This window comes from Pedobacter deserti (genome assembly GCF_024436415.1).
In the GTDB taxonomy this organism is placed as follows: domain Bacteria; phylum Bacteroidota; class Bacteroidia; order Sphingobacteriales; family Sphingobacteriaceae; genus Pedobacter; species Pedobacter faecalis.
On record NZ_JAFMZQ010000002.1, the window covers coordinates 367,150 to 382,083 of the forward strand.

Below are 14,934 nucleotides of genomic sequence, written 5' to 3' on the forward strand. Positions count from 1 at the left end.
AAAAAAATCAACTCATAAACCGGGCCAGAAGAGATTTTGGTTATCTTCACCAGGCACTAAGCAATCACCCAGATATTGAGCCATGAGCAAAACCGCGTACGATGCCATTGTTGTAGGATCCGGGCCGAATGGTCTGGCTGCCGCCATCACCCTTCAGCAGGAAGGGCTCTCGGTGCTGCTTATTGAAGGAAAGGAAAAGACAGGCGGCGGATTGCGGTCGGCCGAACTCACCCTTCCGGGTTTTATGCATGACGTATGTTCGGCGATACACCCACTTGCTGTGGGTTCACCTTTCTTTCAGACACTGCCACTGTCCGACCATGGGTTAACTTACCTGTACCCGGAGCTGGCCGCCGCCCATCCGTTCGACGACGGGACGGCGGCCGTGTTGAGCAGTTCGCTGACAGATACAGCCCGCTGCCTGGGCGCCGACGAGCGCAGGTATTTAAAACTGATGGGACCTGTTGTGGAAGACTGGCCCGATCTGGCGGCTGATGTACTCGGGCCGCTTCGTTTTCCGAAGCATCCATTGAAGCTGGCCTCATTTGGCTTAAAGGCACTCACATCTGCCACTTATCTGTCGCGGCGTTTCAAAACGGCAAAGGCGCGGGGCTTGTGGGCCGGTATGGCCGCGCATTCCATACAACCACTCAGTAATCTTAGTACCTCGGCGATTGGCCTGGTACTTATGGCTGCGGCACACCTCAAAGGCTGGCCCGTGCCTGCTGGGGGCTCGGACGAAATAGCCGCTGCGCTTTCTTCTTACTTCCTCAGTCTGGGCGGACGCATCGAAACCAACTGGTATGTACGCAGTTTGGATGAACTTCCAACCGCCAAGACGGTTCTTTTTGATGTTACCCCCCGGCAAATGCTGCAGATTGCCGGACACAGGTTTTCGACCATCTACAAATGGCAGCTCGAGCGTTACCGTTACGGTATGGGGGTATTTAAAATAGATTGGGCACTGGATGGCCCTGTTCCTTTTACAGCAGCAGAAGCGAGACGTGCAGGAACCGTTCATATAGGCAATACCATGGAGGAAATTGAGTTGTCGGAGCGGGAATGCTGGCAGGGCAAGCATGCAGATAAGCCTTTTGTACTCCTTGCCCAGCAAAGTCTGTTCGACGACTCGCGTGCACCTTCAGGTAAGCACACCGCCTGGGCCTATTGCCACGCACCTTATGGTTCGACCAAAGACATGACTACAGCTATAGAAGGCCAGGTGGAGCGGTTCGCCCCAGGTTTTCGCGACCGGATCCTGGGCCGCCATACGATGAATACGGCGCAGATGCAGGAATACAACCCGAATTATATCGGCGGTGATATCAACGGGGGGGTGATCGACCTGGGTCAGCTATTTACCAGACCGGCGCTGCGCTGGTCTCCATACCGCAGTTCGGCCAAAGGCCTTTACATCTGTTCTTCCTCTACGCCGCCGGGAGGAGGCGTTCATGGCATGTGTGGCTATCATGCCGCAAAGCGGGCACTTAAGGATGTTTTTTCCATTCATCTGAGCGACCTTTAACAGGAGGCGGACTTTGGCCTGCGCTGACGCTCCTCGTTTGCCCTAAACGGAGTTATTTTTAACATCATTTTTAAATTGAGGTTATACCGGTACCCTAGGTTTGTCTGCATATAACATCAGACATGACAAAAAACCTACTTAACCGACACACGCTTCACGCAGCGGTGTTTGCTTTTACTGCAACAATCATGCTTAGTGCCTGTAAAAAGGACAAGGAAAAGAACGATGATACCAACCCTATCGTCCCGGTTGAACTGAAAGACTATTCTGTCAACCCCTCGCTACTCAAAACCATGCCCGGTTTTGAAAGCCTGAAGATCACGACGCTGATCAGCAGTGACGACGTACTTCCTGAATCGCCCAACTTCATTTTCGGTGCACAGCCCGATGGGGCCGGTATCCTTAAAGACCCCGCAGGAAATGGATTTATCATGATCAACAATCATGAGATACTGCAATCGGTTTCACGCGTATACCTGGATAAAAACTTCAAGCCTGTGAAGGGTGAGTATATTGTTGATTCCGATGGTGGTATGACGCGCCTTTGCTCAGCTACCATGGCAACACCGGAGGAGCATGGTTTCGCCAAGCCAGTCTTTCTTACCGCTGGAGAAAGTGGTGCAGAATCGATGATCCACGCCATAGATCCTCTGGCGCCGGCCGACAAAAAGAATAATCAGCGTACCCTGCAGGCGCTGGGTCGCTGGAGCGCTGAAAATGCCGTGCCTCTACCCAAAGGTAGCTTTCCTGGCAAATCTGTTATTCTTATTGGTGAAGATGAGAGTGATGGTCAGCTGGCCATGTACGTCTCCGCGCAAGGCGACCTGAACAATGGCAAGCTTTACGTGATGAAGCGGGATAACAACGATCCCGTGGAGACCAATATGGTGAAAGGTCAGAGCTATAATGTAGAGTTTGTGGAACTTGACAATGTGAAAACAAATACCGGTGCACAATTGCAGCAACAAACCATCGACAAAAAGGCGTTGATGCTGGCAAGGGTAGAGGATATCGACTACCGTAAAGGAAGCGCAGCAAATGGACGGGAGGTTTATTTCACGGCAACAGGTGTTAGCCAGGCCGATAAGATTACCCCGGTAACAGGCAAAACAATGTGGGGCCGCGTGTATAAGCTTGTGCTCGACGCTAACGATCCGCTGAAAGGTAAACTAGAGGTAGCGGTAGACGGAAATGACAACCCGGGCAGCAGCATTGTAAACCCTGATAATGTTTGTGTAACCGAGAATTACGTCTACATTCAGGAGGACGGTGATTCATTTTACAAGAACAACAATCACGATGGAACGATCTGGCAGTTTTCCATCGGTAACAAAGCCTTGAAGGCGATGTTGCAGATGGACCACAGAAGAACTGATGCAACGTTTAACGCCAAGTATAACCCTGCGAACAACTTGCAGTTGAGCACCTGGGAATACGGTGCGATGTACGACGTGTCAGATCTTACCGGCATTCCCGGAACTTTTGCGGTGAACCTGCACCCGCACACCTGGACAGACAATAAGTATCGCAATGCCGACGGCGGAACGACCCGTCTGACAAACAACAGCGAAGGTGGCCAAGTGGTTATTGTACGTGGCATAGCTAGATAACATATTGATGATCAATAGATTTTTCAACGCAGGCCTGGCCTGCGTTGTTTTGCTTTTTGGCTTACAAGCCTGTGAAAGGGCCCAACAAGATCCAGCTGAAAGCGTTAAGGCGATTTTTGAGCAGGAGCTGAAGCGTTTGCGGGAGTTGGTAGATGGAGACTTGCTGCCCGCTGCCGAAGGGGGCGACAGCCAAAAAATGAAATTATCTCTTGCCAGGGCCAGGGAACAATACAAGCGGATCGAATACTATTTCGAGTATTTTTTCCCGAAGACCGCAGTGCTCGTGAACGGGCCACCCATTGATGAAATTGAACTGGGGGAGAATCTGGTAGAGCCGCCAACGGGCTTTCAGGTCATGGAAGAACTTATTTTTGACGAGCAAACGGCAGAAAGCAGGGCAGAGCTGATCAATGAGATCAAAAAAATGCAGGTCGACCTGAAGCGGGCGGTGCGGTACAATGCGGAATACCAGATCACAGATGCACAATTATTTGATGCCATGCGGCTGGAGGTATTTCGTATTATAAGTCTCGGAATTACAGGCTTTGACAGTCCGGCCGCGCTCACCTCGCTTCCCGAGGCTTCAGCGGCATTGTCCGGAATAATGCAGGCCATAGAGCTTTACCCCGGTCACGGGCCGTTGAAGACCAATCTTGAAGCGGCCATTGCTGAATTGGGGAAAGCTGAAGATTTTAATACATTCGACAGGCTGGCATTTACTGCGGTACACCTGCAAGAAGTGAGCGAAAGCCTGGCAAAGCTTCGTAAACAATTGAACATCGAGACTGCCGCAAGCGGTTCGGCCTTGCAAGATTCGGCTGTAACGATGTTTCAGAAGCAGGCGTTCGACGTAAACCGCTTTACAAGTAACCACACAGAGTTTATTTCTGATGCCAAGGTTAGCCTGGGTAAAACGTTGTTTAACAGTGCGCTGCTCTCTAAGAAAAATGACCGGAGCTGCGCTAGTTGCCACCGCGAGTCTATGGCTTTCACTGACGGACTGAAGACTGCCGAGGGAATTAACGGCAGGCAATCTCTTTTGCGTAATACGCCTAGCTTGCTGTATGCCGGTATGCAACGCGCGTTCTTTTACGACCTGAAGGCCGCTTCTTTAGAAGATCAAGCGCTGGATGTGGTTCATCATAAAAACGAAATGGACGGGTCACTGGACGACGCTGCCCGGGAGATCAACCGCACGGGTGTTTATTTACGCTCCTTCAAAGCCGCTTATGGCGAGACCGCTCAGAAGGCGAGCCCGTGGAAGATACAGCATGCTATTGCGTCCTACATTCGCTCACTTGCACCCTTTTCGTCCCGGACGGATCAGTATCTGCGGGGCGACCGGTCTAAATTAAGTGCGGCAGAGAAGCGGGGGTATAATTTGTTTATGGGTAAGGCAAAATGTGGCAGTTGCCATTTTGCACCTTTATATAATGGTACACCGGCACCCTTGTTTCACAAAAGCGAAGGTGAAGTTCTGGGTGTGCCGTCGAGGGCCGACACCGTGCGTGCTTTGGTCGATCAGGACGGCGGCCGATATGCGCTGAACCCGTATCCGCAGTACCGGTTTGCATTTAAGACACCTACGCTACGAAATGTAGCGCGCACGGCGCCATACATGCACAATGGCGTGTATCAAACTTTGGAAGAGGTTCTTGATTTCTATAATCGCGGAGGCGGGGCGGGGATTGGAATTGCTCTGGATAACCAGAGCTTGTCGGCCGATCCTTTGAACCTTTCCAAACAGGAAATAAAAGACATCGTCGAATTCTTAAAGGCCTTAAATGATGAAAAAGATTAAGGTTGCTTTTTTTGCTGAAATTCTGGTGGAGGACTTTGACGGGGCTGCCCGCACGATGTTTCAACTGATCAAGAGAATTGATCCCTCCCGCTTTGAGTTTCTCTTCGTTTGCGGGGTAGGGCCTGACAAGCTTGTGGAGTTTGAATGCATTAAACTTCCAATAGTTACACTGCCCATCAACGCTACATATACCATGGCCTTACCGGGCCTGATGAAAAAACAGCTAAAAAAGAGGCTCCGGGAGTTTATGCCCGACCTGGTTCATATTGCCACTCCCTCGCTGCTCGGAGGATTCGCCCTGAAATATGCCAACCGCCAGGGGCTCCCGGTAATGACCATTTATCATACGCACTTCGTGTCGTATATAGATTACTACTTAAAATATGCGCCTTTTTTGATTGAAAAGGTGAAGCAGATGCTGGCGGATAACCAAAAGCTTTTTTATAACAGATGCGATACCATTTATGTGCCGTCAACCAGTATCATGACTGAGCTGACGAGGTATGGGGTAGACTCGAACCGCATGAAACTTTGGAAACGGGGAATTAATGCCAGGCTCTTTTCACCGGATAAGCGGGACGCTCGCATTATAGAGCGGTTGACTGGCAACAACCGACCGGCCATTCTTTTTGCCAGTCGCCTGGTATGGGAAAAGAACCTCGAGACGCTGTTCAAAATATATGATGGCGTGCAAGGGGCCGGACTTGATGTCAATTTTATTGTTGCGGGCGATGGTATTGCAAAGCGTGCATGCCAGAGTCGTATGAAACGTGCAGTCTTTGTAGGTAAGCTTGGACACGATGCACTGTCGGCCTTGTATGCCAGCTCAAGTATTTTTCTGTTTCCTTCTGTATCAGAAACCTATGGAAACGTTGTGCTGGAGGCGATGGCTTCCGGCCTGCCCTGTATTATTGCGGATGGTGGCGGTTCGGCCGACTTTGTTAAGGATGGTGTGAATGGATTCAAGTGTGCGCCGTATGATGCCGACCATTATGTAATGCGCATTCGCAGGTTGTTGAGTGACCGCCAGTTGGCCAGGCAGTTTTCTGCCGCCGGCCTTGCACAGTGTTTCGGTCTCGACTGGGATCAGTTAGCTACGGCTTACTTTGATGAAGTGAGCTTACTTGCAGCTCGGAGGGAGAAAGATAGTTACCGCGTTTCGTGAGGCGCCGGCTAACGATACTGCTGATGCTGATCACCCTGACTTCTTTGGTGATGTACATCCGCGCGGCCGACTTGACGCTGGCCTTGGCTGCTGTACGTAATATCGGTCCCAGGTTTTTGTTGCTCCTCGGCATTACCCTGTGCGCTTATGTTCTGGGTACCATGAGCTGGCAATACTGTCTTGGCAGTTCTGCAAAAACGCTGTCCCTTTTCCGGCTGTTTATCATTCGCCATACTGGCGAAACCTTCGGTGTGTTTAACCCGGTAAGTGTGGTTGGGGGCGACTGGCTAAAAGTTCAACTTCTTAAACAAGCGGGCATAGCGGGCGCTGCTGCCGGTAGTTCTGTCATCTTATCAAGGGCTGTTATGGTCATCAGTCAGCTGATGCTGTTCACAGCAGTGATTTTGCTGGCCTTAAGAGACAAGCAGTTGGAACTGCCCCCGGGGCTCGACTTAAAGTATCTGATCGTAGGAGTCATATTGATTGGCGTTGTAGCAATGGTGCTATATGTTGTCGGAAAAAAATCGGGCAATGGACAACTGCGTGAAACGTTCGAAACGATGAAAATACAGTTCCGCTTGCATAAAACCTTGCTCTTAGGGTCACTCCTGTTAGCCACCCTTCACTGGATTGTTGGCGCCATGGAGTTTTGGCTGATCCTTCATATGCTTAATATAAACATCAGCATGCTGCAGGCGATGATGGTAGACATGGGTGTCATTTTATTTAAGTCGGCGGGCGCATTTATTCCCGGTCAGCTGGGTGTAGAAGAATACGGCAACAAAGTGATGCTGCTTATTATAGGCGTGCCGGGTGCAGGTATCTGGATTACAGCCTCCATTTTACGAAGGGCCCGGCAACTGTTCTGGGTACTTTTCGGGCTGGTCATATACATCGTTTTTTTCAAGAAAACAGAGCGCATAGGATGGAAATATTGTTTGTAACCCATAAATATCCACCCTCAATAGGAGGCATGGAAAAACAGAGCTATGAACTCATACAGGGCATGTCGCGCTATGCCCGGGTACATACGATAGTTTACGAGGGTGGGGGGCGATTAAAATTCTTCGCAAGCTTAAACAGGCGTATCTTGGCTGCATTAAAGGAGAATCCGGGAATATCCGTAGTACACTTTAATGACGGATTGATTGCCGCAGTGAGTTTGATGCATACGGGATATGCGCATCTCAAGCGTTGTGTCACAATGCATGGGCTCGACGTGGTGTTCCCGGGATGGATTTACCAGCGTCTGATTTTACCTCGATTCAATCGTTTCGACCTGATCATTGCTGTGAGCTGTGCTACTGCCGAGGCTTGTGCATTGAGGGGAATCAGTAAGGAGAAGGTCGTAGTGATCAACAATGGCGTAGAGACCAGCGAAAAACAGCGAGTGCAGCGGCCGGAAATGGAAGCATGGTTATCGAGCAAATATGCCATTGATGCAAGGGGAAAGCAAGTGTTTCTGGCTATGGGCCGCGCGGTAAAACGTAAAGGATTTTCCTGGTTCCTGCAGAATGTAGTGCCAGGTCTGGATAAAGACGTATTGGTGTTGCTGATTTCCCCGGGAACTGGGAAGACGGCGACCGACCGGCTTATGGCCGTATTGCCTGGATTTATAAGAACGCGGTTGGAGTTGTTTTTAGGATATCCGGGCGACGACCGTGTGATAGAGAAACTTCTGAAGGGTAGCGCGCTGTCGAAGAAAGTTTACCGCCTGCAGAGCCTGCCGGGGGCAGACATTGATACGATTTTTGCGGGTGCAGACGCGTTTGTGATGCCGAATATAGAGGTTGAAGGCGATATGGAGGGCTTTGGCCTTGTTTGTCTGGAGGCCTGCATGTATGGCCTTCCGGTTTTTGCCGCTGCAAGCGGGGGGATCACGGATGCGATTATACCAGGAAAGAATGGCGTTTTGGTGCCGCCCGGAAACGCGGAGATATGGATGGAGGAACTAAACAACTTTGCGCTTGGTCCGGCCGACAAAACAGCGCTCGCCGGGTCGATCGTTTCATTTACCCGCGAACGTTTCAGCTGGGAAGTAATGGTGCATAATTATTTTGTTTTTTTGTCTAAGTTTGCACGTTGACAAAGTGCAATGCGCAAATGGATATATCTGTTGTAATTCCCTTATATAATGAAGATGAGTCGCTCCCTGAACTAACCGCCTGGATAGCCAGGGTGATGCAGGAGCACCGCTTTACTTATGAAGTTGTTTTTGTAGACGATGGGAGCACAGACAATTCCTGGGCAGTAATAGAAGATCTTAAAAAACAATATCCGGCCATCAGGGCCATTAAATTCAGAAGGAATTATGGTAAATCGGCTGCGCTCAATGTCGCCTTTGAGGCTGCGCAGGGTGATGTGGTGATTACCATGGATGCAGACCTGCAGGACAGTCCGGACGAGATACCGGAACTTTACCGCAGAATAAAGGAAGAAAAGTTTGACCTGATCTCCGGATGGAAAAAGAAACGCTATGATCCGGTCACCAAGACAATTCCTACCAAACTGTTCAATGCGGCTACCAGGCGCATGTCGGGCATCAAATTGAATGATTTTAACTGTGGTTTAAAGGCGTATCGCAAAGATGTGATTAAGACCATAGAGGTTTACGGCGAAATGCACAGGTATATACCCGTAATTGCCAAATGGGCGGGATTTAAAAAGATTGGGGAGCAGGTGGTAGAGCACAGGGCGCGCAAATACGGGGTAACCAAATTTGGTCTGAGCCGCTTTATTAATGGTTTCCTGGATCTGCTGTCCATTTTCTTTGTGGGTAAGTTTGGTAAACGACCCATGCACTTTTTTGGTTCACTTGGCGTACTGAGTTTTCTGATGGGTACTTTTATGGCGCTCTGGCTTATCGGCGAGAAGCTATATCACCTTTCTGCCGGAATACCTTACCGCAGGGATGTAACCGACCAACCTTTATTCTATATCGCACTTGTAGCCATTATTGTAGGTTCACAACTGTTTTTAACTGGTTTTGTCGCAGAACTTGTTACCCGTAACGCACCGGAACGGAACCAGTATCTCATTGAAAGGGAACTTCATTAACACATGTTTTTTTCCATCATAATTCCGCTTTACAATCGCCCGCAGGAGATCGACGAGCTGTTGCATACGCTTACCAAGCAGAGCTATATGCAGTTTGAAGTGCTGGTCATAGAAGACGGATCGGTGAACGACGCGGCGCGTATCGTACAGAAATACAGTAATGTGCTGGATATCAAATACTATGTGAAGGCGAACTCCGGACAGGGTTTCAGCCGTAATTTCGGTTTTGAGCGTGCCTCGGGAGATTACTTTGTTATTTTCGATTCAGACTGCCTGATTCCTTCCACTTATCTGGAAACCGTGCGTGACTATTTGTATGAACACAAATTGGACGCTTATGGTGGCCCCGACGCGGCGCATGGTAGCTTTACACCGGTCCAGAAAGCCATCAGTTATTCGATGACTTCACCCTTTACTACTGGCGGTATCCGTGGAAACCGGAAGCATATCGGACAATTTCATCCGCGCAGTTTCAATATGGGGGTATCGCGCCAGGTTTGGGAGAAGGTAGGCGGATTTATCCTGACCAGGCTGGGGGAAGACATTGAATACAGCATCAGAATCCATGGGGCAGGCTTTAAGATAGGTTTGATACCTGACGCCTATGTGTATCATAAGCGCCGCACCAGTTTCATGCAGTTTTACAAACAACTCCACTTTTTCGGTCGCGCACGCATCAATGTGTATAAGCATTTCCCGGCCGAACTAAAACTCGTACATTTCTTTCCCGCGGCCTTCACCTGTTTTGCAGGCCTTGCTATACTCTTCAATGTGTTTCGTCTGCCGCTGGCATTTACTGCTAACATTTTGATACTGGTATACTTTATGTTGATATTTTTTCACGCTTGGGTTGTCAACAAGTCGTTAAAAGTTGCAATTTTGAGTGTTGTTGCTTCGTTTATACAGCTCACGGCGTATGGACTTGGTTTTATGCAGGATTTTATAAAGAGAGTAGTATTTAAACAATGATTGATTTTTTAAAGGAAAGTACCTTTGCTGTTAATGAGGTGATCGGCAGGGCATGGACGGTGACTAAACGGAACTATTTTTCGATAGCGACAATGTGTTTCCTAATGTTCATTACTTCGAATGCGTCCGGACTAATGGCTTTTTTCCTTAAAGACGTGAGTAATGTCCTGAGTATCTTAATGGCATTCATCTTTGCTATGTTTTATTTTACCATCAATTTGTCGCTGTTCAGGTATATCTTCCATCTTCTGGACGATGAGGAGCATGACGTAAGCATCGTAAGTACTATCCCTACCCGCAGGCAGATCATTCGGTTTTTAGTTGCGACGGTGTACTTTATGCTTTGTATTGTGGGGGTATATATCTTGGTTATTTTAATCGCCTTTCCTTTTATTTACACAAGCATCCGGTTTGAAGTCATTAAGAATGTCGCTATTTCGGTCGGGATTGTGGCCATATTCATTACCTGGATCAGGATATCGTTCTTTCCGTTCTTTATCCTGGACAAGAACCTGCCGCCCTTCGCCTCTATCAAGTATAGTCTGGCTACCACAAGGGGCAACTTTACCAAGATTCTGCTCTTGCTGCTCATTTTGCTGAGTTTTCATTTGCTTTACCTGTTCTTCAGTTACATACACTGGCCTTTTGTGGCCTTTTTCGTCAATATCCTTAGTTCGTTCATTGTTGTTCCGCTTTCCAGTGTGGCCCTCACTGTGGCCTACCGCAAAATGATGAGCGAGTATCAGGACAATGGAGAACCGGATATTATTCATAATATCGTTTAACATATTTTTTATGGGCTGGAAAGCGGCATTGAGCAAACCATTTGCCGCCCTGGTAATGCGGGGTATCGACAAATGGAAGAAGGACGCTGTTAAGGCGCAGCAGGAAACGCTACGTATGCTGATACATAAGGGGCAGCATACGGCTTTTGGGCGCGACCATCAGTTTTCCTCTATCAAGGATTATAATGATTTTAAGCGCCTGGTACCTGTTCGCGACTATGAGGAGCTTCGTCCGTATGTTGACCGCGTGGTAGCTGGCGAAGCCGATGTATTGTGGAAGGGAAAGCCTGCCTACCTGGCCAAGACTTCAGGTACAACCTCGGGTGTTAAGTATATCCCGATCTCCAAAGAATCTATGCCGGAACATATCAAAGCCGCCAGGAACGCTTTGTTGACCTATATCCATGAAACCGGCAAAGCCGATTTTGTGAACGGAAAGATGATTTTTCTGCAGGGCAGTCCCCTGCTTAGCGAAAAGCATGGCATTAAAGTGGGCAGGCTCTCGGGCATTGTGGCCAACCTGGTACCTGCCTATCTGCAAAAAAACAGGTTGCCTTCGTTTGCCACCAACTGTATCGAAGATTGGGAGCAGAAGGTAGATGCCATTGTTTCTGAAACGGTGAAGGAAGACATGAGACTCATATCGGGCATACCGCCCTGGGTACAAATGTATTTTGACCGTCTGATACAGCACTCGGGCGGCAAACCTGTAAAGGACATATTCCCGAATTTTAGTTTATATGTCTATGGAGGGGTCAACTTTGAGCCTTATCGCACAAAGATCGAGGCCAGTATTGGCAAACGCATCGATGCGATAGAGACTTATCCTGCTTCTGAAGGCTTTATTGCCTATCAGGATTCTCAGACCGATAAGGGTTTGCTGCTCCTGGCTGATGCAGGGATATTTTATGAGTTTGTGCCGGCCGAAGAGTACTACAATGACAATCCACAGCGGATTAGTCTGAAGGATGTAGAACTTGATAAGAATTATGCGCTGATTCTGAATACCAATGCCGGGCTATGGGGTTACAGTATTGGCGATACGGTTAAGTTTGTGTCCCTAAATCCGTATAAGATTGTGGTCACAGGACGTATTAAGCATTTTATATCGGCTTTTGGCGAACATGTGATCGGTGAAGAAGTGGAGCACGCACTGCTTAGCGTGGCCAACGAAGAAGGGGTTGGTATCACAGAATTTACGGTAGCGCCCCGGATAGCGGTTGAGCCTGGTGAACTCCCTTATCACGAATGGTTTATTGAGTTTTCCAGGCCGCCGGTCGACCTTCCCGCTTTCAGCAAACGGGTAGATCAGGCTTTACAAAAGAAGAATATTTACTATTTTGACCTGATTGAAGGGAAAATTCTGCAGCCGTTAATTATAAGACCTTTGAGAAAAGATGCTTTTGTCAATTATATGCGCTCGCAGGGTAAACTGGGCGGGCAGAACAAGGTGCCGCGACTGGCTAATGACAGGAAGATTGCGGATGATTTAATCGCGTTTATACATTGAAGAATATATCTATACTAGGTGCAACGGGCTCTATCGGGACCCAGGCCTTGGAGGTTGTTGAAGCCCACGCAGATTTGTACCGCGTCTGCGCGCTTACCGCGCATTCGAACGCCAAACTTCTGATCAGTCAGGCGCAAAAGTTTAAGCCGGACCTGGTGGTGATTGGTGACGACCAGTACTACGCCGAAGTAAAAGCAGCCTTGCCGGGCATCAAAGTGCTGACCGGTCAGCAGGCGCTGTGCGAAGCAGCGGCATTGCCTCAGGCCGAGCTGGTGCTTACCGCGCTGGTGGGCGCTGCGGGCTTACAGCCTACCATTTCTGCCATTGAAGCGGGGAAGGATATTGCGCTGGCCAACAAAGAAACGCTGGTTGTTGCAGGCGATATCGTGACACAGCTTGCGGAGCAGCATGGCGTAAAGATCATTCCGGTTGATTCCGAGCATTCGGCCATCTACCAGTGCCTGGTAGGTGAGGAAGTTAATCCGGTAGAAAAGATTTACCTGACTGCATCGGGTGGCCCGTTCAGGGGGAAGGATCGCGAAGCACTGGCGGGGGTGACTAAAGCTGCGGCTTTAAAGCATCCAAACTGGACCATGGGCGCAAAGATCACCATCGATTCTGCTTCGTTGATGAATAAAGGACTGGAGGTGATCGAAGCACGCTGGCTGTTTGGTCTTGACCCGGATCAGATCGACGTTATTGTTCATCCGCAATCTATCGTACATTCACTGGTGCAGTTTACCGACGGTTCTATAAAAGCCCAGATGGGTTTGCCCGATATGAAGCTGCCAATCCACTATGCTTTAGCCTATCCAGGCAGAATAACGAGTAGCTACGAACGTTTTAACTTTATGGATTATCCGGAGTTCACGTTCTCCAAACCTGACATGCATACCTTCCGCAATCTGCAGCTGGCATACCATGCGCTCAGGAAGGGCGGCAATATGCCCTGCATCATCAATGCGGCCAACGAAGTGGTCGTCAATGCCTTTTTAAACGACCAGATCGGCTTTCTGCAAATGAGCGACGTGATTGAGCGTTGTATGGAAGATATCCCTTTTATAGAAAAGCCAAGCCTCGATAATTATTTAGAAACCGACAGCTATACCCGTATATTTGCCGGCGACTTGGTAACAAAACAAGCTTTTTTAACTCAAAACATAAAATATTAGACTAAGATATGAGCGGACTGATTATGGCGGCCCAGTTACTCCTGGGATTATCGATACTGGTTATTTTGCACGAGCTGGGGCACTTCCTTGCGGCACGGGCATTCGGAATTAAGGTAGAAAAGTTCTACCTTTTCTTTGATGCCTGGGGCGTGAAATTGTTCAGCATAAAGAGGGGCGACTGCGAGTACGGAATCGGCTGGCTGCCCTTGGGCGGCTATGTGAAAATCGCTGGGATGATCGACGAATCTATGGATACCGAGCAGATGAAGCAACCCGCACAGCCCTGGGAGTTCCGTTCAAAACCTGCATGGCAGCGGCTCATCGTGATGCTCGGCGGTGTAATTGTGAATATTGTGGTAGGTATCCTGATCTTCTGGATGCTGACGTTCAAATACGGCGAAAGTTTTATCCCGAATTCGACGGTTGCGGGTATTAATCCTGGTGTTATCGGCAAGGAGATCGGTTTAAAGCAGGGCGATAAGGTTGTGGCCGTTAACGGAAAGAAGGTGATCCGTTTTGATGAATTGATCAGTTCTCAAGTGCTGCTCGGCAATACGAACCTTACGGTGATCCGCGAGGGCAAGGCACTGGACATTAAAGTGCCCGACAATATATTAAACAAGGTTTCTGACCTTGGTATTGAAGAATTCATCAGCAGGATGCCCCTGGTATCTACAACGCTCGACAGTATTCCTGAAACAATGCCTGCCTATAAAGCCGGAGTGCGTAAGGGGGATAAGGTACTTGCAGTTAATGGTCAGCCCGTAAAATATGACGTTGATGTTAAAAGGATCGTCAAGCAGAATAAAGCCAAGCCGGTTACGTTTGACATCATGCGCGGCGGCGAGCAGCTTAGCTTAACCGTCCCCGTAGATACAGCCGGTACCATCGGCGTCTATTTCAATCATGTAAACGAACTTCGCGAGCAAACCATTCACTACGGATTATTTGAGTCGCTGCCGATCGGAATAAATCAGGCCTGGAAGGTGTTCAGCGACAATGGCAAGGGCATCTGGAAGGTGCTTACCGGAAAGATACATGCCAACAAGGCATTTTCAGGCCCTGTAGAGATAGCGCGTAAGGTTTACGGAGGTGAATGGATATGGGCCAGGTTCTGGGCCTCAACCGGTTTTATCTCTATTGCACTGGCCTTCATGAACCTGCTTCCTATTCCGGCGCTAGACGGTGGTCACGTCGTATTTCTAATCATTGAGATGATCAAAGGCAAGCCCCTGGGCGATAAGTTTATGGAGCGGGCGCAGATTGTGGGCTTTGTATTGTTGCTGTCGCTCATGGTATTTGTGCTGGGCAACGATATATTTAAAGCGATAATGCAGTAG

The 14,934-nt window shown here is 48.9% G+C and carries 12 protein-coding genes; all 12 read left to right on the forward strand.

The window, feature by feature from the left end; translation table 11 throughout:
- Positions 1 to 82: 82 nt before the first annotated feature.
- The 12 genes from J3P40_RS16725 (at position 83) to rseP (ending at position 14,934) form a co-directional block, all read left to right on the forward strand.
- Complete coding sequence (locus J3P40_RS16725; protein ID WP_256007411.1) at positions 83 to 1,525, forward strand: phytoene desaturase family protein; 1,443 nt, start codon at positions 83 to 85, stop codon at positions 1,523 to 1,525.
- Between the two features lie 122 nt (positions 1,526 to 1,647).
- Positions 1,648 to 3,135: a PhoX family protein gene (locus J3P40_RS16730; protein WP_256007412.1), complete on the forward strand. Its 1,488-nt coding sequence runs from the start codon at positions 1,648 to 1,650 to the stop codon at positions 3,133 to 3,135.
- A 7-nt stretch (positions 3,136 to 3,142) separates the two neighbouring features.
- Positions 3,143 to 4,936, forward strand: a complete 1,794-nt coding sequence (locus J3P40_RS16735; protein WP_256007413.1) for a cytochrome c peroxidase — start codon at positions 3,143 to 3,145, stop codon at positions 4,934 to 4,936.
- Positions 4,920 to 6,101, forward strand: coding sequence for a glycosyltransferase family 4 protein (locus J3P40_RS16740; RefSeq protein ID WP_256007414.1), 1,182 nt, complete (start codon positions 4,920 to 4,922; stop codon positions 6,099 to 6,101). The genes J3P40_RS16735 and J3P40_RS16740 overlap by 17 nt, the downstream gene beginning before the upstream one ends.
- Positions 6,098 to 7,045: a lysylphosphatidylglycerol synthase domain-containing protein gene (locus tag J3P40_RS16745; RefSeq protein ID WP_256007415.1), complete on the forward strand. Its 948-nt coding sequence runs from the start codon at positions 6,098 to 6,100 to the stop codon at positions 7,043 to 7,045. The genes J3P40_RS16740 and J3P40_RS16745 overlap by 4 nt, the downstream gene beginning before the upstream one ends.
- Complete coding sequence (locus J3P40_RS16750) at positions 7,027 to 8,187, forward strand: glycosyltransferase family 4 protein (RefSeq protein ID WP_256007416.1); 1,161 nt, start codon at positions 7,027 to 7,029, stop codon at positions 8,185 to 8,187. The genes J3P40_RS16745 and J3P40_RS16750 overlap by 19 nt, the downstream gene beginning before the upstream one ends.
- Positions 8,188 to 8,204: 17 nt before the next feature.
- The gene (locus J3P40_RS16755; RefSeq protein WP_256007417.1) at positions 8,205 to 9,158 is read left to right on the forward strand and encodes a glycosyltransferase family 2 protein; all 954 of its coding nucleotides are present in this window, start codon (positions 8,205 to 8,207) and stop codon (positions 9,156 to 9,158) included.
- Positions 9,159 to 9,161: 3 nt separating this feature from the next.
- Entirely contained in the window at positions 9,162 to 10,127 is a 966-nt protein-coding gene (locus J3P40_RS16760) for a glycosyltransferase family 2 protein (protein WP_256007418.1), read from the forward strand.
- Positions 10,124 to 10,912 (forward strand): hypothetical protein, encoded by a 789-nt coding sequence (locus J3P40_RS16765; protein WP_256007419.1) that lies wholly within the window; start codon positions 10,124 to 10,126, stop codon positions 10,910 to 10,912. The genes J3P40_RS16760 and J3P40_RS16765 overlap by 4 nt, the downstream gene beginning before the upstream one ends.
- Before the next feature lie 10 nt (positions 10,913 to 10,922).
- The gene (locus tag J3P40_RS16770) at positions 10,923 to 12,422 is read left to right on the forward strand and encodes a GH3 auxin-responsive promoter family protein (protein ID WP_256007420.1); all 1,500 of its coding nucleotides are present in this window, start codon (positions 10,923 to 10,925) and stop codon (positions 12,420 to 12,422) included.
- The gene (locus tag J3P40_RS16775) at positions 12,419 to 13,594 is read left to right on the forward strand and encodes a 1-deoxy-D-xylulose-5-phosphate reductoisomerase (RefSeq protein WP_256007421.1); all 1,176 of its coding nucleotides are present in this window, start codon (positions 12,419 to 12,421) and stop codon (positions 13,592 to 13,594) included. The genes J3P40_RS16770 and J3P40_RS16775 overlap by 4 nt, the downstream gene beginning before the upstream one ends.
- An 8-nt stretch (positions 13,595 to 13,602) precedes the next feature.
- On the forward strand, positions 13,603 to 14,934 hold the full coding sequence (gene rseP, locus J3P40_RS16780; protein WP_256007423.1) for an RIP metalloprotease RseP: 1,332 nt from the start codon (positions 13,603 to 13,605) through the stop codon (positions 14,932 to 14,934).